Origin of the sequence: Streptomyces albiflavescens, from assembly GCF_014645835.1 — a bacterium.
Classification (GTDB): Bacteria; Actinomycetota; Actinomycetes; order Streptomycetales; family Streptomycetaceae; genus Streptomyces; species Streptomyces albiflavescens.
Genome location: NZ_BMMM01000002.1, coordinates 206,968 through 228,551, shown reverse-complemented (window position 1 = coordinate 228,551; position 21,584 = coordinate 206,968). Strand labels below are relative to the sequence as shown.

The following is a 21,584-nucleotide window of genomic DNA, read 5'->3' as shown; positions in this document are numbered from 1 at the left end:
TCTTGCGAGGGTTGGTGGATCAGCGGAAGGCGAGCCGCTGGTGTGGCGCGGGTCGATGGATCAGCGATAGGTCGCTTTGGTGCGGATCCGGGAGACGACGAACAGGACGACGACCGTGGCGGTCATGAGGACCACCGCGAGGGCGGAGCCGGTGAAGAGCGCTCCGCGGTCGGTGGCCGCGTAGATCTGGACCGGCAGTGGGGTCCAGTCCGGCGGGTAGAGCATCATGGTGGCGCTCAACTCGCCCATGGACAGGGCGAAGCAGAGCCCCGCGGCGGCGGTCAGCGAGGGCAGCAGCAGCGGCAGCCGTACCCGCCACAGCACGTACGAGGGCCGGGCGCCGAGCGAGGCCGCGGCCTGCGCGTACGCCGGGTCGAGACGGACGATGGCGGCCGACACCGACTGGTGGGCGAACGCCGTGACAAGAACGGTGTGCGCGAGGATGACGATCCACCGGGTGCCGTTGAGCAGCATCGGCGGCTTGGAGAAGGCGACCAGGACGGCCAGGCCGACGACGACCGAGGGCACCGCGACCGGCAGCATGAACAGGGCGTCCAGAACCCGCCTGCCCCGCTTCCCGAGTGCGTGCGCGGCGAGCGCCGCCCAGGTGCCGACAAGCAGCGCGAGCAGGCTCGCGGTGACCGCCGTGACCAGGCTGGTGGTCAGCGCCTGGAGCGATTCGCCGCGAGTGGCGGCCGTGTAGTGCCCGGTGGTGAAGCCGGACGGGAACGCGCTCGACCAGTTCGTGGCGAAGGACGCGGCGAGGACGACCAGCAGCGGCAGGGCGAACAAGGGCAGGAAGAGGACGAAGAAGACGGCCCAGGTGGCCCACTTCCCCTTGCGGCTATGCACCAACACGGCGGCTCACCACCCGGTAGAGGACGTAGAGCCCCACGGAAATAAGGACGTTGACGACGGCGACCACACACGCGCCCCGATAGTCGGACTCCAGGATCGCCTTGCTGTAGACGAGCATCGGCAGGGTGGTGACCCCCTTGGCCCCGGTGAACAGCACGATCCCGAACTCGTTGAGGCAGAGGACCAGGACGAGGCTGCCGCCGGCCGCGAGCGCGGGCAGCGCCTCGGGCAGGATCACCTGCCGCACGATCCGGGCGGGCCGTGCCCCCAGGGAGGACGCCACCTCCAACTGCGCGGTGTCGATCTGCGAGAAGGCGGCGAGCAGCGGCCGCATCACGAACGGGGTGAAGTACGTGACCTCGGCGAGCAGCACACCCCACGGAGTGGTGAGGAACTGGAACGGCCCCTCGGCGGCACCGGTCGCGTCCGTCCACAGCCCGTTCGCCATGCCCACGGTGCCGTAGATGAACAGCAGCGCGAGGGTGATGAGGAAGGAGGGGAAGGAGAGGAACACGTCGATGAACTTGGCGACGGCCTTCCCCCCGGGGAACGGCACGAACGCGATGACCAGGGCCAGCACGAACCCCAGCACAAGACACCCGACCGTCGACCCCGACGCCAGCCACACGGTCGTCCCGAGCGCCTCCCGAAACGCGGCAGAGGCGAACACGTCACCGTAGGCCTGCGCGGACGTACCACCCGAGTCCGGCTGAAAGGACTGCTGGACGACGAGGGCGAGGGGATAGAGGAAGACGAGCGAGAGGACGACGACGGGGGGCAGGGCCCACAGGTACGCCTGATACGGCCCCGGTCGCTGGTCCCGCTGGTCCCGCTGGTCCGCCTGGTCCCGCTGGTCCGCCTGGTCCCGCTGGTCCCGCTGGTCCGGCTGGTCCCGCTGTGGGCAATCGTTCCGCAGGGCGATGGGGGTCCCCCCTGCTCGAGCGGAGTCGAGAGCTTGGGGGAGGGTGGGCACAGCTACCGCCGCCGGGCCATTTGTCACCGGGGGCTCGCTGGGCCTACCCATCGGTCACCCCTGCGGCCAGCAACACCGCATCCTCGGGCGCGAAGTACACAGTCACGGACTCCCCGTGCCCCGGCGGCTCGCGAAGTTCACGGACATCCGCCATCACCCGATGGCCGTCCACATCGATGTACAGCCGATGCGTGGCCCCCCGCCACTGGATCTCACTCACGGTCCCGACGACCTGGTTGGGCCCCGCACCCAGCCCCACAAGATGGGGCCGTACGCACAGGGTGGCCGAGGCGCCCCGCGTCGCACCCCCCGTATCGACCTTGAGCTCGACCCCGCCGAAGGAAACCCCGTCCGCGGCCACGGTCACGGGCAACAGATTCGCGTTGCCCACGAACGACGCCGTGAACTCGGTCCGCGGCGCCCGGTACAACTCCTGCGGCGTCCCGACATCCTGCAACCGCGCCTTATCCATGACGGCGATCCGGTCCGCCAGGGTGAGCGCCTCGACCTGGTCGTGGGTGACGTACAGGATGGACACCTCCGGCAACTCCCGGTGCAGCCGTGCCAGTTCCGCGAGCATCCCGGACCGCAACTGCGCGTCGAGCGCGGACAGCGGCTCGTCGAGGAGCAGGACACCGGGCCGGATGGCAAGCGCCCGCGCGATGGCGACGCGCTGCTGCTGCCCGCCGGACAGCTCGCGGGGGTACCGCCGGGCATAGGCGGCCATCCCGGTCATCTCCAGCGCCTCGGCGACCCGTCCGCGGATCTCGCCCTTGGCCACCTTCTGCGCCTTGAGCCCGAAGGCGACGTTGTCCTCGACCCGCATGTGCGGGAAGAGCGCGTACTGCTGCACCACCATGCCGATCCCACGCCGGTACGGCGGCAGATCGGTCACGTCGCGGTCGCCGATGAGCACCCGCCCGGAGGCGGGCCGCACGAATCCGGCGACGGCCCGCAGCGCGGTCGTCTTCCCGGACCCGGACGGCCCGAGCAGCGCCATCACCTCGCCGGGCTCGACGGTGAGGTCGAGCGAGTCGAGAACCGTGTTGCCCCCGTACGCGACGGACACCCGGTCGAAGCGGATACCGCTGCTCATCGCCCGCCTCCGTCGCGCAGCGCGGGCCCGTCGAGCAGTGCGGGCAGCTCGGCCACGGAACCGAGCACATGCCCGGCCCCGGCGGCCCGCAGCGCCTGGTCGTCATGGGCCCCGGTCAGCACCCCGGCGACGACTCCCGCGCCGGCGCGTACGCCGCTGAGCATGTCGTACGAGGTGTCGCCCACGACGGCGACCTGCTGGACGCCCTCGGCGGCCTTGGTCCGCAGAAAGGCCTCCAGCACCATGTCGGGGTACGGCCGCCCCCGGCCTCCCGCGTCGGCCGGGCACAGCGTGAGCGGCACCAGGTCCCGCCAGCCCAGGGCGTCGAGGATGGCGTCCTGGGTGACGCGGGCGAACCCGGTGGTGAGCACGACCGTCCGCCCGCCCGCCATGAGCTCCTCGATCGCCTCGCGCGCCCCGGCGATCGGCGCGATCCGCCCGCCGTCGACGAGTTCCCCGTACGCCTTCTCGAAGGCGGAGTTGGCGCGCTGGGCGAGCGCCTCCTCACCGAACAGATGCCGGAAGACGGAGATCTTGGACTCGCCCATGGTGGCCCGGACGTAGTCGAGCTTCTCGGAGTGATCGGCGGAGCCGGGCTCGACGCCCAGCTCCCCTGCCGCGACCGCGAAGGCCTGCTCCACCAGCCCGCCGTCGGCGACGGTGGTGCCGGCCATGTCGAGGACGACAAGACGTAGGGGGTTCAACTCGGTCACCATCCCAGCTCGTTGGCGGTTGTCTCGGCAATGGCGGGCGAACAGGTCATACCGCGCCCACCGGGCCCGGTGACCAGCCATACCCCGCCCCGTACGCGCTGCCGGTGCACGACCCGGCTCGGGTCGGTGCACTGCGCGTACACCCCCGCCCAGCGGCGCCGGATCTTCGGCAGCGGCCGTCCGAGGAAGGACTCGACGACCTCGATGAGGTGGTCGTAGGGGTCTTCGAGGGTGTCGAAGGCGAAGGGGTGCTCGTACTCGTGGGTGTCGCCGATGGTCAGCCCGCCGTCCGCGCGCTGCACCATGAGCAGCTGCATCCGGTGCGTGGCGGCGGTCTCGGCCTGCGGCTGGTGCGCGTCGAGTTCGTCGAGGGCGGGGCTGCGGTACGCGGGGTAGTAGCGGAAACTGTCCGCGTCGGCGACGGAGGTGGTGAGCGGCTCACCGAGCGGATCGGTCTGCATCATCTGCAGCCGTACGCGCCGCACGGGCAGTTCGGGCCCCGCCAACTCCCGTACGAGACCGCTCAGCCAGGCCCCCGTGCACAGCACGACGACGTCACCGGTGTGCACCTCCCCGTGGTCGTCGCGCACGGCGTTCTCACCGACGACGTCACGGATCTCGCGCCCCGGCAGGAAGGTGTAGTTCGGGGACCGCAGCAGCTCTTCCCGGAGAGCCAGTTGGGCGGTGCGCGGCTCGACGGCGGCGTCGCGCTCGCAGTACAGCGCGGCGTCGAACGCGCCCCGCAGTGCCGGGTTCATGCCGCGCGCCTCGTCCGCCGTGAGCAGCTTGTAGCCGCGTGCGGCAGCGTCCGGGCGGGCCAGGGCGGCCTCGGCGACGGCGAGTTCGAGGTTTCCCCGTACGGGGGTCAGCGACCCGCACGCCCGAAACCCGAGCCCCGGCACACGCGCCCCGATCGCCTCCCACAACTCCCTTGCCCGCAGGGCGGTTTCGAGCTCCTCTCCTCCGGCGCGACCACTCACCCAGATCTGCCCGAAGTTGCGCAGCGAGGCCCCGCGGGCCTCCGCCTCACGCTCGATCTGTACGACCTCGTGGCCGCGCTCCACTGCATGCCAGGCGTGCAGGGTGCCCACCACTCCGGCTCCGACGACTATCACTCTCACGACGGCAACGCTCCTCGGGACGGGGGAATCGGAAGGGTCCGACCGGCAACCAGATGGTGAACTGCCCATCACGTTTGGGCTAGACCCGTTATCTTGGCGTGATCAAAAAAGGGGCGGGGCGAAGCCCGCCCGATCACGGCTGGAATCCGCGCAAACAGGGGAACCTGCTGGGATCAGCCGCCGAGGTGAGCACCGAGATGGGCCGTGAAGGAGAAGCGGTCTCCCCGGTACAGCGTCCGCACCCGCTCCAGCGGCTGCCCCTCCGTATCCCGCGAGACCCGGTGGATCAGCAGCATCGGCAGCGCGGGCGGCGTCCCGATGAGCAGGGCCTCGCGCGGGGTGGCCAGCACGGTCTCGATCCGCTCGTCGGCGTCACCGAACGCGATACCGAGCCGTTCGTGGAGGTACGCGTAGAAGGAGGAGTCCGGGTCGAAGTCACGGTCCAGCCCCGGTACGCGCGCCACGGCGACGTACGTGCTCTCCAGCCCGACCCGCTCGTCGTCCGCGAGCAGAACGCGCTCCATGTGCCACACGGGTTCGCCCCGCGTGAGCCCGGCCTCGGCGGCCAGCGCCTCGGGGCAGGGGAAGCGGTCGAGCGAGATGAGCGTACGTCCGGGGGTGCGCCCCTGACGCCGTACGCCCTCGGTGTAGCTGGCGAGGGAGAGCGGCTGCTCCAGTTTCGGTCCCGCGACGACCGTCCCGCGCCCCTGCCGCCGCAGCCTCCCTTCGAGCAGCAGCTCACGCAGGGCCTGGCGCACGGTCTCGCGGGCGACCTCGTACTTCTCCGCGAGATCACGCTCGGTGGGCAGGAGGCCCCCCTCGCCCAACTCCTCTATCAACAGGGCGATGTGCGCCTTCACCGCGTAGTACTTCGGGATACGGCCGTGCTCCGGGATGCCGGAGCGGACGGGGGCGCCGGGGGCCTGGTCGTTCGGGTAGTCCACGGGGGGATCGTCGCAGATGGGGTTCGCGCCGCGAGGTCCAGGTGGCACAGGTGACACCGATGAGCCGGGTCACGGCGATGAGACAGGTGACGCGGGTGGCGCAGGAGCCGACCGGTGGCACAGGAGACGACACAGGTACCGCGGGAGCCCACCGGTGGCATAGGAGACGACACAGGTACCGCGGGAGCCCACCGGTGGCACAGGAGACGACACAGGGAGCCGACCGGTGACACAGGAGGCGGCACAAGTGCCGCAGGAGCCGACCGGTGACACAGGAGACGACACGGGTGGCACACGAGGCGGCAGGGATCAGCGACGGCGGAGGCGTACCCGGCGCGTCACGGCGAACAGGGCGGCTCCCGCGACGAACAGCACGAGGCCGGCCGCCACGCCGAGCCGATGGCCCGCGCCCGGGCCGGTGCGGGCCAACTCGTCCGGGGACGGGACCTGATCCTGCGTGGCGTTGCCGCCACGCCCGTCACCACCGCCCGAGTCGGCGCTGGACTCGACCCCGACCGCGGCGCCGGCGTCCTGGCCGGTGCTCTCACTCGCGCTCGGGCTCTCACTCCCGCTCCGGCTCGGGCTCGGGCTCCGGCTCGGGCGCGGGCTCTCGCTCCCGATCCCACTCTCGCTCTCGCTCTCGCTCTGTGCCTCGTCCTGGATGCGGAACCGGTACTCGTTCGACTCCCCCACCCAGTCCCCGTCGTCGTTGTGCCGCTGCACGACCGCCGCGTTCGCGACGACGTCGTTCGGGGCGGTCGCGTCGGAGGTCACAGAGAGGCGCACCTTCACGGTGAGCGTCCGCCCGGGTCCCACGGTGAACCCCGGGAACCCGTCGTCGAACGCCCCCACGTTCTCGGCCTCGTCGCTCGTCTCGAACGTCACCGGATGCGTCCGCTCCCCCTCGTAGAACTCCAACCGCGCCTGCCCCGGCCGCAACACGCCCTTGGCGTCCACGAGCACGACGATCGGGTGAATGCTGGCGCAGGAGTGCGCCGTGGTGTTGGTGAGGTCGATGTACCAGGTCCGGAAGTCACCGCCGACGTCATAGGTGGCGGGACCGCCGTGGATCCGGGTCTTGATGGGGAAGTCCCGGGTGTCGGGGGCGGCGCAGGTCGGACGGGGGCTCGCGGGGACGGGGGTGTGGGTGAGCGCGAGAGCGGGGGCGGGCGCGAGAGCCAGGGCGGGGGTCGCGGTCAGAGCGAGTGGGAGGGACTTGCGCAGTCGCATGAGGGGGCCTTCGGCCGATCGGGGACAGGAGGAATCGGGACCGGAATCATCAGGCGATATCGGGCAACGGCACCCATGACGCTGCCACGCCCACCTGCCCCCGCCGGTCCGCCACGCCCACCGCAACCCTCGTTCGGCCCTGAAGCTCTCCTCGTCCAGCGCCCCGCACCGCCCCAGCCACCCCAGCCACCGTCAGCCCTCCCCCCGCCCGAACAACGGCGCCAACAACAACTGCGCCGCCCCCTCCGCGACACCCCGCGCCCCGCCGGGAGCCACCCGCACGGGCACCGCCACATCCACCCCCTCCCGCCGAGCCCGCTCCTCCAGCACAGCCCCGACCCCCCGTACAAAGGCCTCCTGATGGGCCGCGACAGTGCGCCCGCCCAGCAGTACGAGATCGATGTCCAGCAGGCCCACCAGATTCGCCGCGCCCGCGCCCAGCACGCGCGCCGCCTCATCCACGGCCCCCCGCCTCACCGCCTCCAGACACAACACCTCGACGCACCCGCGGTTGCCGCACCCACACACCGGCCCGTCCAGCTGAATGACCTGATGCCCGAACTCCCCCGCCCCGGTACGGGCTCCCCGATGCACACCCCCACCGATGACAAGCCCGGCCCCCAGCCCCGTACCCAGATGCAGATACGCGAAGGACCCTCCGACGGCCTCGGCGACCCCGCCGGCCCCAGCGTCCCCTGGGGCGCCACCCCGCACCGCGACCCCCAACGCGGCGGCGTTCGTGTCCTTGTCCACGACCACCGGCGTCCCCAACCGCCCCACCAACGCATCGCGCAAAGGGAAGCCGTCCCACTCGGGAAACCCGGTGACCCGGTGCAAAACCCCCCGCACATGATCGAGAGGCCCCGGCAGCGCAACCCCCACCCCGAGCACCGACGACCCCGCGGTCAGGGCCTCCACCTCGCCCGCCGCCCCCTCGACGACCGCCTCCGCCCCGGCCCCCAGATCCAGCGGGGCCCTCCGTTCGTCCACCACGGCCCCCGTGAGATCGCAGAGCACCGCCGTCAGCTCGTCCCGGTCGAGGTGCAGCCCGACCGCGTGCCCGGCCTCGGGGACGAGCCTCAGCACCGTACGGGGTTTGCCGCCGGTGGAGGCGCGCCGCCCCGCCTCGGCCGCGAGGCCGTCCGCCCGCAGCCGGGCGGTGATCTTGCTGACGGCCTGCGGGGTCAGCCCGGTCCGCTCGGCGAGTTCGAGCCGGCTGATCCCGGACGGCCCGGCCGTACGCAGCAGATCCAGCACGAGCGCGGCGTTGTGACTGCGCAGGGCGAGCAGATTCACTCCGGGTCCGGCCTCCGCATGCCGGCCCCGCAAGCCGGACGAGGCCGCTCCTGCCGCCACGCCCGCTCCCGCCGACGTGCTCGCTCCGGTCGGCACGCCGGTCCCCGCCGCCACGCCGGGGCCACTCTCCCGCCCCTGCTGCCGACGCACCTCCGGCACCCCCACACCCGACCCCACAGCGTCCCCATCGCCCGCATCGCTCCTGTTCACGTCCCCCATTGTCCCCCGCGCTTGCACTTTGGCAACAGCGTTGCGAAAGTGGGCACCATGACAGGCATGACTGATACCCCCCTCCGTGTGGGCCTCGTCGGCTACGGCCTCGCGGGCTCCGTCTTCCACGCCCCGCTGATCGCCGCGACCGAGGGGATGACCCTCGACACGGTCGTCACGTCCAGCCCGGAGCGGCAGGAGCAGGCCCGCGCCGAGTTCGGTGACGGCCTCCGGTTCGCCGCCACGCCCGACGAGCTGTGGGCGCGCGCCGACGAACTGGACCTGATCGTCATCGCGTCCCCGAACAAGACCCACGTCCCGATCGCGACGGCCGCCCTCAAGGCGGGCCTCCCGGTCGTGGTCGACAAGCCCATCGCCGGTACGGCCGCGGAGGCCCGTGAGCTGGCCGCCCTGGCCGATGAACGCGGCCTCCTCCTCTCGGTCTTCCAGAACCGCCGCTGGGACAACGACTTCCTGACCGTCCGCAAGCTGCTCGCCGAGGGCGAGTTGGGCGACATCTGGCGCTTCGAGTCCCGCTTCGAGCGCTGGCGCCCGCAGCCCAAGGGGGGCTGGCGCGAGTCCGGCGACCCGGCAGAGATCGGAGGTCTCCTCTACGACCTCGGCAGCCACGTCGTCGACCAGGCACTGGTCCTGTTCGGCCCCGCGACCTCGGTGTACGCCGAGTCGGACATCCGCCGCCCGGGCGCGCAGGCCGACGACGACACCTTCATCGCGATCACGCACGCGAGCGGGGTGCGCTCCCACCTCTACGTCTCCGCGACCACCGCCCAACTCGGCCCGCGCTTCCGGGTCCTGGGCTCGCAGGCCGGCTATGTGAAGTACGGCCTCGACCCGCAGGAGGCGGACCTGCGCGAGGGCAAGCGGCCCGGCACGCCGGCCGAGTGGGGTGTCGAGCCCGAGTCCCTGTGGGGCCGCGTCGGCGCTGGGGTCTCCACCCAGGCGTTCAGCTCTGGGGGAGAATCCCCGCTCACGGGTGGTGGCCGACCCGAGCCCACGCTCCCCGGCGCGTACCCCGCGTACTACGCGGCGATCGCCGCAGCACTCCAGGGCAAGGGCGAGAACCCGGTGACCGTGCTGGAGGCGGCAGCCGCCCTCGACGTCCTGGAGGCGGCCCGGCGCTCCGCCCGCGAGGGAGTGGTGGTGTCCCTGTGAACGCGCCGCAGATCCCCGAACTCGAGGAGCAGGAGCGCCGCTTGACGCTCCCCCGCTTCACGTACGACGACGCCTGGACCCTCGGCACACTCCTCGTCGAGCTGGCCCGGGACCGTCACGCCCCCGTCGCCATCGACATCCGCCGCGGCGGCCAGCAGCTCTTCCACGCGGCACTGCCGGGCTCGACCCCGGACAACGACGCCTGGATCGACCGCAAGCGCCGTGTCGTCGAGCGCTACGGCAGCTCGTCACTCCTGGTCGGCTCCCGCTTCCGCGCCAAGGGCACGACGTTCGAGGAGTCCTCGCGCCTCGACCCCGACGTGTACGCGGCACACGGCGGCGCGTTCCCGATCACGGTCGAGGGCGCGGGAGTGATCGGCACGGTGGTGGTGTCGGGCCTGCCTCAACTGGAGGACCACAGCATGGTGGTGGAGGCCCTGGAACTCTTCACCGCCGGCTAGGGCCTGTCAGGGGCGCGGGGAACTGCGCGATCAGCCACAACGGACCGCTGCGAACGAAGCACCGCAGTCCCCCCGCCCCACCCGGCGGAGCGCCTAGGCGTCCTTCAATTCCTGGCGCTGACGGCCGAGCCCCTCGATCTCCAGCTCGACCACGTCCCCCGCCCGCAGGTACGGCTTCGGCTCGGGCTGCCCGAGCGCGACCCCCGCCGGCGTACCGGTGTTGATGACGTCGCCGGGGTACAAAGTCATGAACTGGCTGACGTACCGCACCACTTCCGCCACCGGGAAGATCTGCTCGGCGGTCGTCCCGTCCTGCTTCAGCTCACCGTTGACCCAGAGCTTCAGCGCCAGGTTCTGCGGTTCCGGGACCTCGTCCGCCGTCACCAGCCACGGCCCGAGCGGATTGAACGTCTCGCAGTTCTTGCCCTTGTCCCAGGTGCCGCCGCGCTCGATCTGGAACTCGCGCTCGGAGACATCGTGCGCCACCGCGTACCCGGCGACGTGCGCGAGCGCCTCCTCGCCGGACTCCAGATAACGGGCGGTACGTCCGATGACGACCGCCAGCTCGACCTCCCAGTCGGTCTTCACCGACCCGCGCGGCACGAGCACCGTGTCGTTCGGGCCGACCACCGTGTCCGCCGCCTTGAAGAAGATCACCGGCTCGGCGGGCGGCTCGGCGCCGGTCTCACGGGCGTGGTCGTGGTAGTTCAGCCCGATGCACACGACCTTGCCGATGCGGGCGAGCGGCGGCCCGACGCGCAGCCCGGCCGCGTCCAGCGCGGGCAGCTCACGGGCCTCGGCGGCGGAACGGATCCGGCCGAGCGCCGCGTCGTCGGCGAGCAGCGCCCCGTCGATGTCCGGGACGACGCCCGACAGATCCCGAAGGGTCCCCTCGGCGTCGAGCAGCGCGGGCCGCTCCGACCCCGCCGTACCGACTCGCAGCAGCTTCATGATCACAATCTCCCTCGATCGCGGCAGTCGACCGATGGGTGCAGCCATCGGAGGACTGGTCGATCCTCCAAGCTTGCCGTCCAGTCCGCAATACCCCGTTCACGGACTGGACCGTAACCACCCGAGGCCCGGACCACTCAGCCCGTCTGAACAGGCCCGGACCACTCAGCCCGTTTGAGCGGGCCCGGACCACTCAGGCCGTTTGAGCGGGCCCGGAGTACAGCACCGCCCGCTCCACCGCACTCCACGTCGTGCTGGTCACCACATACAGCGCGGCGGCCAGCGGTACCACCGCCACGGTGAAGAGCGTGAAGAAGGACATGAACGGCATGATCTTGTTGACCGAGGCGAGCCCGGGCACCTGCTGATCACCGTCGGCCACCGGAGCGGAGGCGGCCATCATCCGCTTCGTACGACGGTAGTTGAAGGTCGCGACCGCGGCGACGAGGACGAACAGCCCGAGGTAGACGAGCCCCGACGCCCCGAACGCTCCCCCATTCGCCAGCGCGTCCGCCCACCGGTCGCCGAGCGGCGCGGCGAACAGCTTGTGGTCGAGCAGGGCGTTGGCCTCGCCGCCGATCGCCGAGCTGGAGAACAGGTGATAGAGGAGGAAGAACGCCGGCATCTGGAACAGGCTCGGCAGGCACCCGGACAGCGGCGACACCTTCTCCTCAGCGTGCAGCGCCAGCACCGCCTTCTGCAGCTTCTCGGGATCCTTCGCGTGCTTCTTGCGCAGCTCCGCGACCCTCGGCTGGAGCTTGGCGCGCTCCTGCTGACCGCGCGCCGCCACCCTCGACAGGGGATGCACGAGAAGTCGTACGAGCGCGGTGAACAGGACGATCGCGGCGGCCGCCGCCGAGGCGTGGAACAGGGGCTGGAGCAGGTCGGCGAGCTGCTCGACCAGGCTCGCGAAAGCGGACATGAACGTGGACATGGGTGAGCCCTCCGGGGGTCTCGTCGTGCCGGGGTGAAGGAATGCGGAAACCGCAATTCGGCATGACGACCCGCGCGGGGTCCCTCAGTGGTGGTTTCCCTACGCGGCGGCCGTCAGGAGGGCACGCCCCGGCGCCCGGGGGCGCGTACGCCCCGCGGCGTCGGGATCACGTTGGGGCAGGAAGGCCGTACGGTGCTCACGGTCGCGGATGGCGGTCCGAACCCGCGTACGGGGGACGGCGGGCGCGCAGCGCGAGCCGATGAGGGTGCAGACGGCGAGCGCGGAGCCGGCTCCGGCAGTCGCGGCGATGGCCACGGCGACGGCGGCGGAGAGGCTGCCGGTGTCGAGCAGCGCGACTTCGAGCAGCAGAAGCAGCAGCGCGGCGGCGGGGCGCATGTTCGCCCAGCTCCGGATCATCGGCTGCTCCCCCTTCTCATACCGGCTTACCCCTACCGGTCTCATACCGGCTTACCCCTACCGGTCTCATACCGGCTTGCCCCTACCGGTCTCATACCGGCTTACCCCTACCGGTCTCATACCGGCTTGCCCATACCGGCCGGCCACATCAGCTTGCCCTGCCGGCCGTCATACAGGAACCGTCTCGATCGGCTCCAACATCCGCTTCGGCTTGAGCAGTGCCCGGCTGACCGGATTCGTCGGGTCCGGATCGAGTCCCGGTCCCGGCACCATTTCGACGTCCGGGAGGGGTACGACGGTTCCGCAGGCGGGACATTCGCCGTACGGGCCTAGCTCCGTGCCGCAGGCCGCGTGCCGGAAGGCGCGCAGCTGGGTCTCGCTGAAGTGCTCGCGGCCCCACAGCCCGAGCGAGCGCAGGGTCGGCCAGAGCGCGATGCCGCGGTCGGTGACGACGTACTCGTCGCGCGGCGGCGACTCCTGGTAGCGGCGCTTTTCGAGGATGCCCTCGGTCGTGAGCAGCTGGAGGCGGGCCGCGAGGACGGCGCGCGGGATGCCGAGGTGGACGAGGAAGTCGTTGTAGCGCCGTACGCCGTAGAGCGCGTCGCGTACGACGAGGAGCGTCCACCGCTCGCCGACGATTTCGAGCGCGCGGGCGATCGAGCACTCCTGCGTCGCGTAGTCCTTGCCCAGAGCCATGACCCCACTGTAGCCACTTTTCGACATCTTGGTTCAGTGAACGAACCTAGGATGCTACGGTCGAACCCCACGAAGGTTCATTGAACGAACTCACTAGCTCCGAAGGGGCAGGCCATGACCCGGCTCGACCCGACCGCCGACACCACCACGCACCCGACACCTGCCGCGCCGGCCACCCCCGCGTCGACGCAGGCCATACCTCGCGCGGCCCCCACCCTCGCCATCACCAGCGCCGCCACCGCCGTGGCCCTGATGACGTACACCGCGCCGCTGGTCACGCTCCCCGACACCGCCACCGCGCTGCACACCTCGGTCTCCGCCCAGGCCTGGCTGCTCAACGGCACCCCGCTGGGCCTGGCCGCGCTGCTCCTGGTCGCCGGCAGCCTCGCCGACGACTACGGCCGCCGCCGGATCTTCCTGGCCGGCACGATCGCGCTCGGCATCACCACGGCGCTGGGCGCCCTCGCGAACTCGACCTGGCTGTTCACCCTGGCCCGCATCGCACAGGGCGCGGCGAGCGCGGCGCTCCTCGCGAGCAGCCTGGGGCTGATCGTCCACGCCTACCCGACCGCGCGCGGGCGGCTGCACGCGACCGGCGTCTGGGGCGCCTTCGTCAGCGGCGGCATCGCGGTGGGCCCGCTGCTCGCGGGCGGGCTGGCCGAGTGGAACTGGCGGCTGGCGTACGCGGTGCTGGGCGCGGCCGCGTTGATGGTCGCCGCGCTGGGGACCCGCGCTCTCACGGAGTCCCGCGCACCCCGGGACGGCCGCCCCGACCTGGCGGGAGCCCTGACCTTCGGCCTGGCGCTGATGGCTCTGGTGGCCGCGCTCACCCTGGGCCGCGACGGCTGGCTGCGCGCCCCGGTGGGCCTGCTGCTGGCGGCGTTCCTCGTCCTGATGGCCGTGTTCGTCGCCATCGAGAGCCGTAGCCGTACGCCCATGATCGACCTCGGTCTGTTCCGGCACCGCCGCTTCCTCGCCTCGTCCGCGGGCGGGCTGTTCACGGGCCTCGCGGTGATCGGCGTGTTCAGCTTCCTGCCGGCGCTGATCCAGCGGACGCTCGGCCTGTCGGCGCTGGAAACGGCGTGGCTGGTCCTGCTCTGGTCCGGACTGTCCTTCGCGGTCGCCCTGCAGGCGCGGCGCCTCGCGCGCCGGGTCTCACCACGCCACCAGCTCGCACTGGGCTTCGCGCTGCACGCGGTCGGCGTCCTGACGATGCTCGGCGCGCTCGACGCCGGTTCCTGGACGCGGCTGCTCCCCGGCTTCATCGTCTCCGGCGTGGGCAGCGGCCTCCTCAACGCCTCCCTTCCGCACCTCGCCGTCGAGTCCGTCCCCGCGACCCGCGCCGCGATGGGCTCGGGCGCGCAGCAGACGTTCCGCTACATCGGTTCCTGCGCCGGGGTCGCCCTCACGATCGCGCTGGTGACCTCCTCCGGCGGGATCGGCCACGGCTGGGACATCGCGATCGCCGTGTCGGCGGGACTCGCGGCGGTGGCGGCGGTGAGCGTGCTGGTGCTTCGGGAGCGGAGCTGACACCCGCGACTCCAAAGTTCTGATCATGGACACCTCGGCCCGGTACGAACTCGGCAGCGACCTGTTGCGGCAAGGACGCCGCGAGGAGGCGAAACGTTGGCTGGTTCCCCTGGCCGAGGCCGGTCACGCGGAAGCGGTACGCAAGCTGGCCTGGAGCGCGAGCGGACTCGCGTACAAGGACTCCCTGTACGAGGCCGAGGCCGAGCACTGGCTGCGCCGCGAGGCCGAGGTGCGTCAGGACCCGGACTGGCTGGTCACGATGGCGCAGGAGATGCGTCGCTGGGCGTCGGGGCGGGTGGCCGAGGCCGAGGACCTGGTGGCCGGGATGGCACGGGCTGGCAGCGCACGGGCCGCCGGTCAACTGGGCTACTGGAAGCGGCGGGACGGCGACCCGGCGGGCGCCGTGGAGTGGTACCGCCTCGCGGTCGAGCTCGGGCACCGCTTCTGCTGGCGGGACCTCGGCCGGTGCCTGGTGACGCTGGGCCGTTACGCCGAGGCGGAGGCGCTGTACCGCACGCACGCCGAGGCGGGCGACGTGGTGGCGCAGTACGAACTGGCCGCGCTGCTGCACGCGCAGGGGAGGGGACCGGCGGTGACCCCGCCGGGTCCGCCACGTCTCTAGAGATGCCCGCCGATGACATGGCGCGACGAGAGATGCCCGCCGATGACATGGCGCGACGCGGTCTCGATGCCGCTGGCTCCCGGATTGTGGCGGCCGCCGACGCGAGGCAGGGTGGTGTCGAGACCGTTTGGGCGAGGCAGAAGGCACACGGCCTGTCACGGATGCGGGCTGCGGCTTGTCCTCATCATGAAGCGAGTGGTGTGAGCCGGGAACCGGCGAACTCGGTCGCCGCCGAACGAGTGGGTCGGAATACCGGTCCGGAATGCGGTGGCCGACGCAAGATCGTCCATTCCGGGCGGGCTTACGGAGGTGTGGTACATGTCAGCGAAGAACCCAGAGCACGGGAGCGCCCCCGAGGTCTCCTTGCCGCCCGAAGTCAAGTTGCTGCAGGAAGTCACTCCGCCCTTCTTTCCCGAAGGTGGTTCGGGAATGACCATCCTCGTCGAGTGGCCTCCCGGTCACCCCGGGCTCCCTCCGCATCGCCACTCGGGCCCGTCGTTCGGCTACGTGATGGAGGGCGCGCTCCGGTTCGAGCTCGAGGGTGAGCCGGAGCGTGTGGTCGAGGCCGGTGGAACGTTCTGGGAGCCAGGCGGTGACGTGATCCACTACCAGGACGGCAACGCCCTGTCGGACGCATCGACCAAGTTCGTGGTGACCATGGTGTGCGCGCCGGGTCAGCCGATGCTCACGTTGGTCGACGAGGAGGAGCTGAAGGAACGGGCGCACCTGCGCGCCCCGCGTCCCTCCGAAGGCTGACCCGCGAGATCGACAAGAGTGCGGAGTCCGGAACACCGCCTGATACAGCACGAGGCTCCGCGAGACCCCATAAGGCCCCATGAGAGCCCATGAGAGCTCATGAGAGGCCATAAGAACCCATAAGGCCCACGGGTCTACCGAGGCCGCATGGACCGCAGCTTCCCCCACACCGCCATCCGGTACTTGGACGTGTACTCGGGAGTGCAGGTGGTGAGGGTGATGTAGTACCCGGGCTCGCTGTACCCGTACGACGGCCGCTCGGTGCTGCGCGGCACACTGCGGATGACCCCGCTGTCCCGCGCCGAGGTCTGCGGAAGGGCCTTGTCGACGACGTACGTGTAGAGCGCGGTCTTCGTCTCGACCGTGATCGTGTCGCCGCGCTTCAGCCGGTTGATGTACCGGAACGGTTCGCCGTGGGTGTTCCGGTGCCCGGCGAGCGCGAAGTTCCCTGCCTGGCCCGGCTGTTGGGTGCCCTTGTAGTGGCCGACATACCCCTTGTTGAGAACGTTCGGCTTGCTGACGCCCTCGGCGACGGGGACACGGAGGGAGAGGCGGGGGATGGTGAGGATGGCGTAGGCCTGGGACCAACGGGGCCCCGACCGGGCGCCGTTGCCGGCGCCGGTGTCAGCGCCTCGCGCGCCGGCCGAGTTCGGTGTTCCGCGACCGCCGGATCCGCCCGCGGCACCCGAGCCGTCGGAACTCCCGGCACCCTCCGCGCCGTTCACGTCTCCCGTCGACGACGGACTCCCCCACTCCCGCTCCAGCGCCTGCACCTTGCGCTGGGCGTTGTGCTGGGCCTCCCGGTTGGTCCACCACAGCTGATGGACGACGAGGAGCAGGAGGACGACTCCGAGGGTGACGGCGAGCTCGCCGCCGGCCCAGAACACGCGCGCGTACGCGGCACGCCGCCGCCGGGTGCCGTGATGGACGACCGCGGGAGCCGGCATCCGTACGCCTCCTTCCGGTACGCCTCCTCGCCGGGCCCGCACGATAAGCGGTGCTCCTCCAAGTCACCAGCCCTGTACGCCTCCTGACAGCCTCGCAAGCCAGAGAGCACTTCATACACCGGTTTTAGAAAGGGCTGTCACAACCCTCGACAACCTCACACGCCACACCCGATGCTTCCTACCGATGCCTCGGGAGGGCATCGGCCGAACGAGCCGGCGCCGATGGGACGACCGGCAGTCGAGCGGGACGGAGAAGCCATGATCCGACGCAGAACACTGCTGGCCGCGGCGGGCGGCACGGTCCTCGGCGGCGCCCTGGCGACGGGCACCGCCCGCGCGGACGCGACGATCGCCGTCAACCCCACCACGACATACGGGAAATGGGAGGGCTGGGGCACTTCGCTTGCCTGGTGGGCCAACGTGTTCGGCGCCCGGGACGACTTCGCGGACATCTTCTTCACCACCAAGTCGACGACGTACAACGGCACGTCGCTCCCCGGCCTGGGCCTCAACATCGCCCGCTACAACCTGGGCGCGTGCAGCTGGAACAGCGTGAACGGCGAATCGATGGTCGCCTCCGCCAACATCCCCTCCTTCAAGCAGATCGAGGGCTACTGGCAGGACTGGAACAACGAGGACCCGACCTCCTCGGCCTGGAAGTGGACGGCCGACGCCACCCAGCGGGCCATGCTGCTGAAGGCGACGTCACGCGGCGCGACGAGCGAACTGTTCGCCAACTCCCCCATGTGGTGGATGTGCCTGAACCACAACCCCTCGGGCGCATCCGGCGGCGGCAACAACCTCCAGTCCTGGAACTACCGCCAGCACGCCTCCCACCTGGCGGCGGTCGCCCTCTACGCGAAGACGAACTGGGGCGTGAACTTCTCCACGGTCGAGGCCTTCAACGAACCGTCCTCCAGCTGGTGGACCGCCACCGGAACCCAGGAGGGCTGCCACATGGACGCGTCGGTCCAGGCGGCCGTACTCCCGTACCTGCGCAGCGAGTTGGACAAACGAGGCCTGACGGGCACGAAGATCTCGGCATCGGACGAGACGAGCTACGACCTGGCCCGTACGACGTGGAGTTCGTTCGGGACGTCGACGAAGGCGCTGGTGAACCGCGTCAACGTACACGGCTACCAGGGTTCGGGCGGCCGCCGCGACCTTCTCTACACGGACGTGGTGACCACGGCGGGCAAGGGCCTGTGGAACTCCGAGTACGGCGACAGCGACGGCACCGGCCTCACCATGGCGAGCAACCTCCTCCTGGACTTCCGCTGGCTGCACCCGACCGCCTGGGTCTACTGGCAGGTCATGGACCCGTCCTCGGGCTGGGCGACGATCGCGTACGACGCGAGCACGCTGACAGCCGGCGCGGTCCAGACGAAGTATTACGTCATGGCGCAATTCACCCGCCACATCCGCCCCGGGATGACGATCGTCGACGTGGGCGTGGACTACGCGGTGGGCGCGTACGACGCGACGGCGAAACGCCTGGTGATGGTGGCAGTGAACAAGGCGACGTCCTCCCAGACCCTGACGTTCGACCTCTCCCGCTTCTCGACGGTGACGGGCGGCACGGGCGGCCTGGTCCCGCGCTGGAACACGCTGACGTCGGGCACGGGTGACCGGTACACGGCGCACTCCGACACCTACCTGAGCGGGAAGTCGGTCGCCGTGCCGTTCGCGGCGGGGGCGGTGCAGACGTTGCAGGTGGACGGGGTGGTGGTGTGAGGGGCCCTATGTGAGGAGCCCTGTGCGACGGACCCCTGGGCGAGGACCCCTGTGCGACGGGCCCTGCGCGAGGACCCCTGTGGGAGGGGGCCCTGTGGGAGGGGGCCCTGCGCGAGGACCCCTGTGGGAGGGGCCCCTGTGCGACGGGCCCTGCGCGAGGGCTCTATAGAGGGGAAAGGCCCGGCCCGGAGACGCCACATCCCGGGCACGCTGTGCCCCCAACTCCCCACCCCCATAAACTCCCTGGCCATGAGTGCGTACTGGCTGCTGGCCCTGATCCCCTTCCTCGCAGGCGTGGCGGTGACCGGCCAACAGGGCATGGTCGCCGTCACCGAACACGTCCTGCGCCGCACCGCCCGCCGCGTGGAGGGCACGGTCACCGGTCACATAGCCTCCCGCGAGGCGACGTACGCCACCCTCCACCCCGTCGTCCGCTGGACCGGCGACGACGGGGTGGAGCACGAACGCGCGGTCCCCGACACGATCGGCGCCCACGCCCTGCCCGAGGGCAGCCGCGTCCGCCTCCTGTGCACGCCGGGCTCCCCGGACTCGGTGACCCTGGACGCCCCGGACCGCTACCGCTCGGCGGTGCTCGGCGCATGGCTCGGCGTCCTGCTGTGGGCGGGCGCGCTGACGGCGGTACTGATCCGGATCGCGACACTGCTGCCGGAGGGATACCGGTACTGATCCGGATCGCGACGCCGCTGCCGGAGGAATACCGGTACTGATGAGGCCGGGAGGCCGGGAGGCCGGGAGGCCGGGAGGCCGGGAGGCCGGGAGGCCGGGAGGCCGGGAGGCCGGGCAGCGGCATGATCCTGCCCTCTGGCCTGCAGCTATCTCTCCCTGGTACGTCAACGGCAGTACGGTGTCCCCCATGCGCCCCGACACGCCTGCCGAGAACGTCGACCACAACGCCGAAGCAGCACGCCTGGAGCGGATTGCCGGCCTCTACCCCGAGGATGCCGAACACCTGCTCCTGCAGGCCGCGGCCCACCTCGAACTGTCCGGCGACCGCCCCGGCGCCACGTCGCTCTACGACAGCCTGCTGTCCTCCTCCACCCCGCTCGAGAGCCCCCACCTGGTCCGCGCCCTGAAGGCGTCGAACCTCTGGGAGTACGGCCACGAGGCGGAAGCACGCGCGATCATCGACGGTGTCCGTGCCGCGGCGCCGCGCGACCCCGCCCCCTGGGTGATCGTCGCGGAGGCGCTGGAGAACCACGACGAGCTGGAGGCGGCGCAGGAGACGTTCACGCAGGCCGCCACCCTGCTGCTGGCGGACGTCCCGGAGCCCCCGTACTCCACCCTCCCCGTACTCTTCGGCCGCCATCGGGTACGCAGGATGCTGGGCGCGACCCACGACGACTGGGACACCCTGGCCGACACCCTCCACTCGTCCCCGGTCTCCCTGGACGAACTCCACGACCCCAAGCGGGTCTGGTCCCTCGGCTCGGACAACCCGGCGGAGCTGGAGGCGGAGATCAGCCGCCTCCGAGCGGAACTCGGGGCGTACCGGGAGGCCCTCTCCCGCCCGTTCCCAGTGGCGGTCCTCCACTGGCCGGCCGACGAACTGGCAGAGCTCCTGACGGCGTACGCGCCCCTGTCCTCGGAGTACCCGTCCCACGATGACCACCTGGCGACCATAGAGGCGTCACTACGGGAGCTGGCGGCCTCCGGCACCCCGAACCTGGGCATCGTCACGGGCACGGTCCCGTCGTACGAGGCCTTCGCCGCCTCGGAGGCATCGTCACCGTCGGACGCGACGCTGCTACCGCAGTACGCGACGACCTTGGCGGCCCGGGGGCGGGCGGTGGCTTGGCCGCCGCAGAAGGGGGCCATGTGTTGGTGCGGGTCGGGCCGGACATACGCGGAGTGCCACGGGGGGAATGCCGAATGACCGGCAGCCGACGTGCTAGCCGGGACTAAGCACCGGTCATCGCTGCCAGTGAGCTAGACGTCCACCCTGTCAATGTTCCAAAACCGTCGGTGAGCCCGGACGAACTTCTGCTGTATGCGATGTTCAGGCACCGTTGCCAGCTTGGTCATCCGTGGGGCTGCTTCTGACCCGAACCTGTCGATCACGTCCAATGCATCCGTCAGGTAGATAGCCCCACGGTCCAACCGAATATGGCAGTTAGGACAGAGGCATAGGACATTCCCGTCCACATCGGGTCCATTACCCTGCTTCCCCAGCGCCTGAATGTGGGCACCCTCGGCGTAGTTGGCGTCATCCGGACCTATCGCCAGGGCAAGACGACACACCTGACAGCGATAGCCGTGCCACCGCTTCACCCGACGAATGACCGCCGTATCGCGAACGATGCGTTCGACCGTGCTCGCCTTCCTCGGAGGCTGACCCTCGATCACATCGTGGATCTGCTCCTCGAGCGGGGTCAGCTCTTGCCGATCATCCGCGAGCCTCTGCAGCTCGAACCGGCATATCTGAAATCCCGATATGCCCTTTTCCTGCCAGTGCCGAGCTATCCGATACAGCCCGTCGTAGCGGTATCCGCTGGTCGGCGAATAGCTCGGCTCTCCCCTATAGCCGCGAATCACGCGTACCGGGTGCCCCAAGGTGTGACTGCGCACCAATCCGGCGTTCCCCGGATTCTCCCAACTCTGATCTTCGACCTGCCGACGGGTCGACTCATCACGCCCACCTGCACCCGTATAGAGAACTTCGCCCCATCCATCACGATCATCCTCATATCCCTTATTGAGCACGATCGCGTCAGCAAGGGGCACGCCTTCCGCGTCCAACCCCCAAGAGATCCCCGCTTGCTGCTCCTTGGTGAGCCCGGCTCGCTTCACCGCCATCCGCGAACCGAAGAGCTCCCCCGGCACGATGCCCTTCACATGCCCGATGACGACCTCGTATGCACTCATGCACACATGCTGCCGACCGAACGATCAACGACAATCACT

The 21,584-nt window shown here is 70.6% G+C and carries 22 protein-coding genes; 8 read left to right on the top strand and 14 right to left on the bottom strand.

The window, feature by feature from the left end:
• Positions 1 to 60 precede the first annotated feature (60 nt).
• The 8 genes from IEY95_RS06030 to IEY95_RS05995 all read right to left on the bottom strand — a co-directional run bounded on the left by IEY95_RS06030 (position 61) and on the right by IEY95_RS05995 (position 8,291).
• A complete protein-coding gene (locus IEY95_RS06030) occupies positions 61 to 858 on the bottom strand; it encodes an ABC transporter permease (protein WP_189184827.1) in 798 nt (265 codons plus the stop codon).
• The gene (locus tag IEY95_RS06025; protein WP_229702612.1) at positions 845 to 1,831 is read right to left on the bottom strand and encodes a 2-aminoethylphosphonate ABC transporter permease subunit; all 987 of its coding nucleotides are present in this window, start codon (positions 1,829 to 1,831) and stop codon (positions 845 to 847) included. Before IEY95_RS06025 ends, IEY95_RS06030 begins: the two co-directional genes overlap by 14 nt.
• 43 nt (positions 1,832 to 1,874) lie before the next feature.
• Entirely contained in the window at positions 1,875 to 2,927 is a 1,053-nt protein-coding gene (locus IEY95_RS06020) for an ABC transporter ATP-binding protein (protein WP_189184826.1), read from the bottom strand.
• On the bottom strand, positions 2,924 to 3,643 hold the full coding sequence (locus tag IEY95_RS06015; protein WP_189184825.1) for an HAD family hydrolase: 720 nt from the start codon (positions 3,641 to 3,643) through the stop codon (positions 2,924 to 2,926). Before IEY95_RS06015 ends, IEY95_RS06020 begins: the two co-directional genes overlap by 4 nt.
• Positions 3,637 to 4,761 carry a TIGR03364 family FAD-dependent oxidoreductase gene (locus IEY95_RS06010; protein ID WP_189184824.1) on the bottom strand — a complete coding sequence of 375 codons (1,125 nt, stop codon included), beginning with the start codon at positions 4,759 to 4,761 and terminating at the stop codon, positions 3,637 to 3,639. The genes IEY95_RS06015 and IEY95_RS06010 overlap by 7 nt, the downstream gene beginning before the upstream one ends.
• Positions 4,762 to 4,934: 173 nt before the next feature.
• Positions 4,935 to 5,705, bottom strand: coding sequence for a GntR family transcriptional regulator (locus tag IEY95_RS06005; protein ID WP_189184823.1), 771 nt, complete (start codon positions 5,703 to 5,705; stop codon positions 4,935 to 4,937).
• 309 nt (positions 5,706 to 6,014) lie between these two features.
• Positions 6,015 to 6,935: a hypothetical protein gene (locus tag IEY95_RS06000; RefSeq protein WP_189184822.1), complete on the bottom strand. Its 921-nt coding sequence runs from the start codon at positions 6,933 to 6,935 to the stop codon at positions 6,015 to 6,017.
• Between the two features lie 192 nt (positions 6,936 to 7,127).
• Positions 7,128 to 8,291: an ROK family transcriptional regulator gene (locus IEY95_RS05995; protein WP_189185404.1), complete on the bottom strand. Its 1,164-nt coding sequence runs from the start codon at positions 8,289 to 8,291 to the stop codon at positions 7,128 to 7,130.
• Positions 8,292 to 8,498: 207 nt separating this feature from the next.
• Here IEY95_RS05995 and IEY95_RS05990 point away from each other — a divergent pair, with 207 nt between their 5' ends.
• Together IEY95_RS05990 and IEY95_RS05985 are read left to right on the top strand one after the other, a co-directional pair.
• On the top strand, positions 8,499 to 9,614 hold the full coding sequence (locus IEY95_RS05990; protein WP_189184821.1) for a Gfo/Idh/MocA family oxidoreductase: 1,116 nt from the start codon (positions 8,499 to 8,501) through the stop codon (positions 9,612 to 9,614).
• A complete protein-coding gene (locus tag IEY95_RS05985; RefSeq protein WP_189184820.1) occupies positions 9,611 to 10,075 on the top strand; it encodes a heme-degrading domain-containing protein in 465 nt (154 codons plus the stop codon). The genes IEY95_RS05990 and IEY95_RS05985 overlap by 4 nt, the downstream gene beginning before the upstream one ends.
• A 93-nt stretch (positions 10,076 to 10,168) precedes the next feature.
• Here IEY95_RS05985 and IEY95_RS05980 read toward each other — a convergent pair whose 3' ends face one another.
• The 4 genes from IEY95_RS05980 to IEY95_RS05965 all read right to left on the bottom strand — a co-directional run bounded on the left by IEY95_RS05980 (position 10,169) and on the right by IEY95_RS05965 (position 13,073).
• Positions 10,169 to 11,026 carry a fumarylacetoacetate hydrolase family protein gene (locus tag IEY95_RS05980; RefSeq protein ID WP_189184819.1) on the bottom strand — a complete coding sequence of 286 codons (858 nt, stop codon included), beginning with the start codon at positions 11,024 to 11,026 and terminating at the stop codon, positions 10,169 to 10,171.
• Positions 11,027 to 11,219: 193 nt separating this feature from the next.
• Entirely contained in the window at positions 11,220 to 11,948 is a 729-nt protein-coding gene (locus IEY95_RS05975) for a YidC/Oxa1 family membrane protein insertase (RefSeq protein ID WP_189185403.1), read from the bottom strand.
• A gap of 111 nt (positions 11,949 to 12,059) precedes the next feature.
• Positions 12,060 to 12,377, bottom strand: coding sequence for a DUF6412 domain-containing protein (locus IEY95_RS05970; protein WP_189184818.1), 318 nt, complete (start codon positions 12,375 to 12,377; stop codon positions 12,060 to 12,062).
• A gap of 168 nt (positions 12,378 to 12,545) precedes the next feature.
• Positions 12,546 to 13,073, bottom strand: a complete 528-nt coding sequence (locus tag IEY95_RS05965) for a winged helix-turn-helix transcriptional regulator (protein WP_189184817.1) — start codon at positions 13,071 to 13,073, stop codon at positions 12,546 to 12,548.
• Between the two features lie 114 nt (positions 13,074 to 13,187).
• Here IEY95_RS05965 and IEY95_RS05960 point away from each other — a divergent pair, with 114 nt between their 5' ends.
• The 3 genes from IEY95_RS05960 (at position 13,188) to IEY95_RS05950 (ending at position 15,981) form a co-directional block, all read left to right on the top strand.
• Entirely contained in the window at positions 13,188 to 14,603 is a 1,416-nt protein-coding gene (locus tag IEY95_RS05960) for an MFS transporter (RefSeq protein ID WP_189184816.1), read from the top strand.
• 25 nt (positions 14,604 to 14,628) lie between these two features.
• Complete coding sequence (locus tag IEY95_RS05955; RefSeq protein WP_189184815.1) at positions 14,629 to 15,225, top strand: tetratricopeptide repeat protein; 597 nt, start codon at positions 14,629 to 14,631, stop codon at positions 15,223 to 15,225.
• Positions 15,226 to 15,543: 318 nt separating this feature from the next.
• Positions 15,544 to 15,981, top strand: coding sequence for a cupin domain-containing protein (locus tag IEY95_RS05950; RefSeq protein WP_189184814.1), 438 nt, complete (start codon positions 15,544 to 15,546; stop codon positions 15,979 to 15,981).
• A gap of 134 nt (positions 15,982 to 16,115) precedes the next feature.
• Here the strand turns inward: IEY95_RS05950 and IEY95_RS05945 are convergent, their stop codons facing one another.
• Positions 16,116 to 16,928, bottom strand: coding sequence for a class E sortase (locus tag IEY95_RS05945; protein WP_189184813.1), 813 nt, complete (start codon positions 16,926 to 16,928; stop codon positions 16,116 to 16,118).
• Positions 16,929 to 17,186: 258 nt separating this feature from the next.
• On the opposite strand from IEY95_RS05945, the gene IEY95_RS05940 reads away from it, so the two are divergent.
• The 3 genes from IEY95_RS05940 (at position 17,187) to IEY95_RS05930 (ending at position 20,556) form a co-directional block, all read left to right on the top strand.
• Positions 17,187 to 18,662, top strand: a complete 1,476-nt coding sequence (locus IEY95_RS05940) for a glycoside hydrolase (RefSeq protein WP_189184812.1) — start codon at positions 17,187 to 17,189, stop codon at positions 18,660 to 18,662.
• 249 nt (positions 18,663 to 18,911) lie between these two features.
• Positions 18,912 to 19,349: a DUF3592 domain-containing protein gene (locus tag IEY95_RS05935; protein ID WP_189184811.1), complete on the top strand. Its 438-nt coding sequence runs from the start codon at positions 18,912 to 18,914 to the stop codon at positions 19,347 to 19,349.
• Positions 19,350 to 19,536: 187 nt separating this feature from the next.
• Complete coding sequence (locus tag IEY95_RS05930; RefSeq protein ID WP_189184810.1) at positions 19,537 to 20,556, top strand: SEC-C domain-containing protein; 1,020 nt, start codon at positions 19,537 to 19,539, stop codon at positions 20,554 to 20,556.
• Positions 20,557 to 20,609: 53 nt separating this feature from the next.
• Here IEY95_RS05930 and IEY95_RS05925 read toward each other — a convergent pair whose 3' ends face one another.
• The gene (locus IEY95_RS05925; protein WP_189184809.1) at positions 20,610 to 21,545 is read right to left on the bottom strand and encodes a YDG/SRA domain-containing protein; all 936 of its coding nucleotides are present in this window, start codon (positions 21,543 to 21,545) and stop codon (positions 20,610 to 20,612) included.
• Positions 21,546 to 21,584 lie beyond the last annotated feature (39 nt).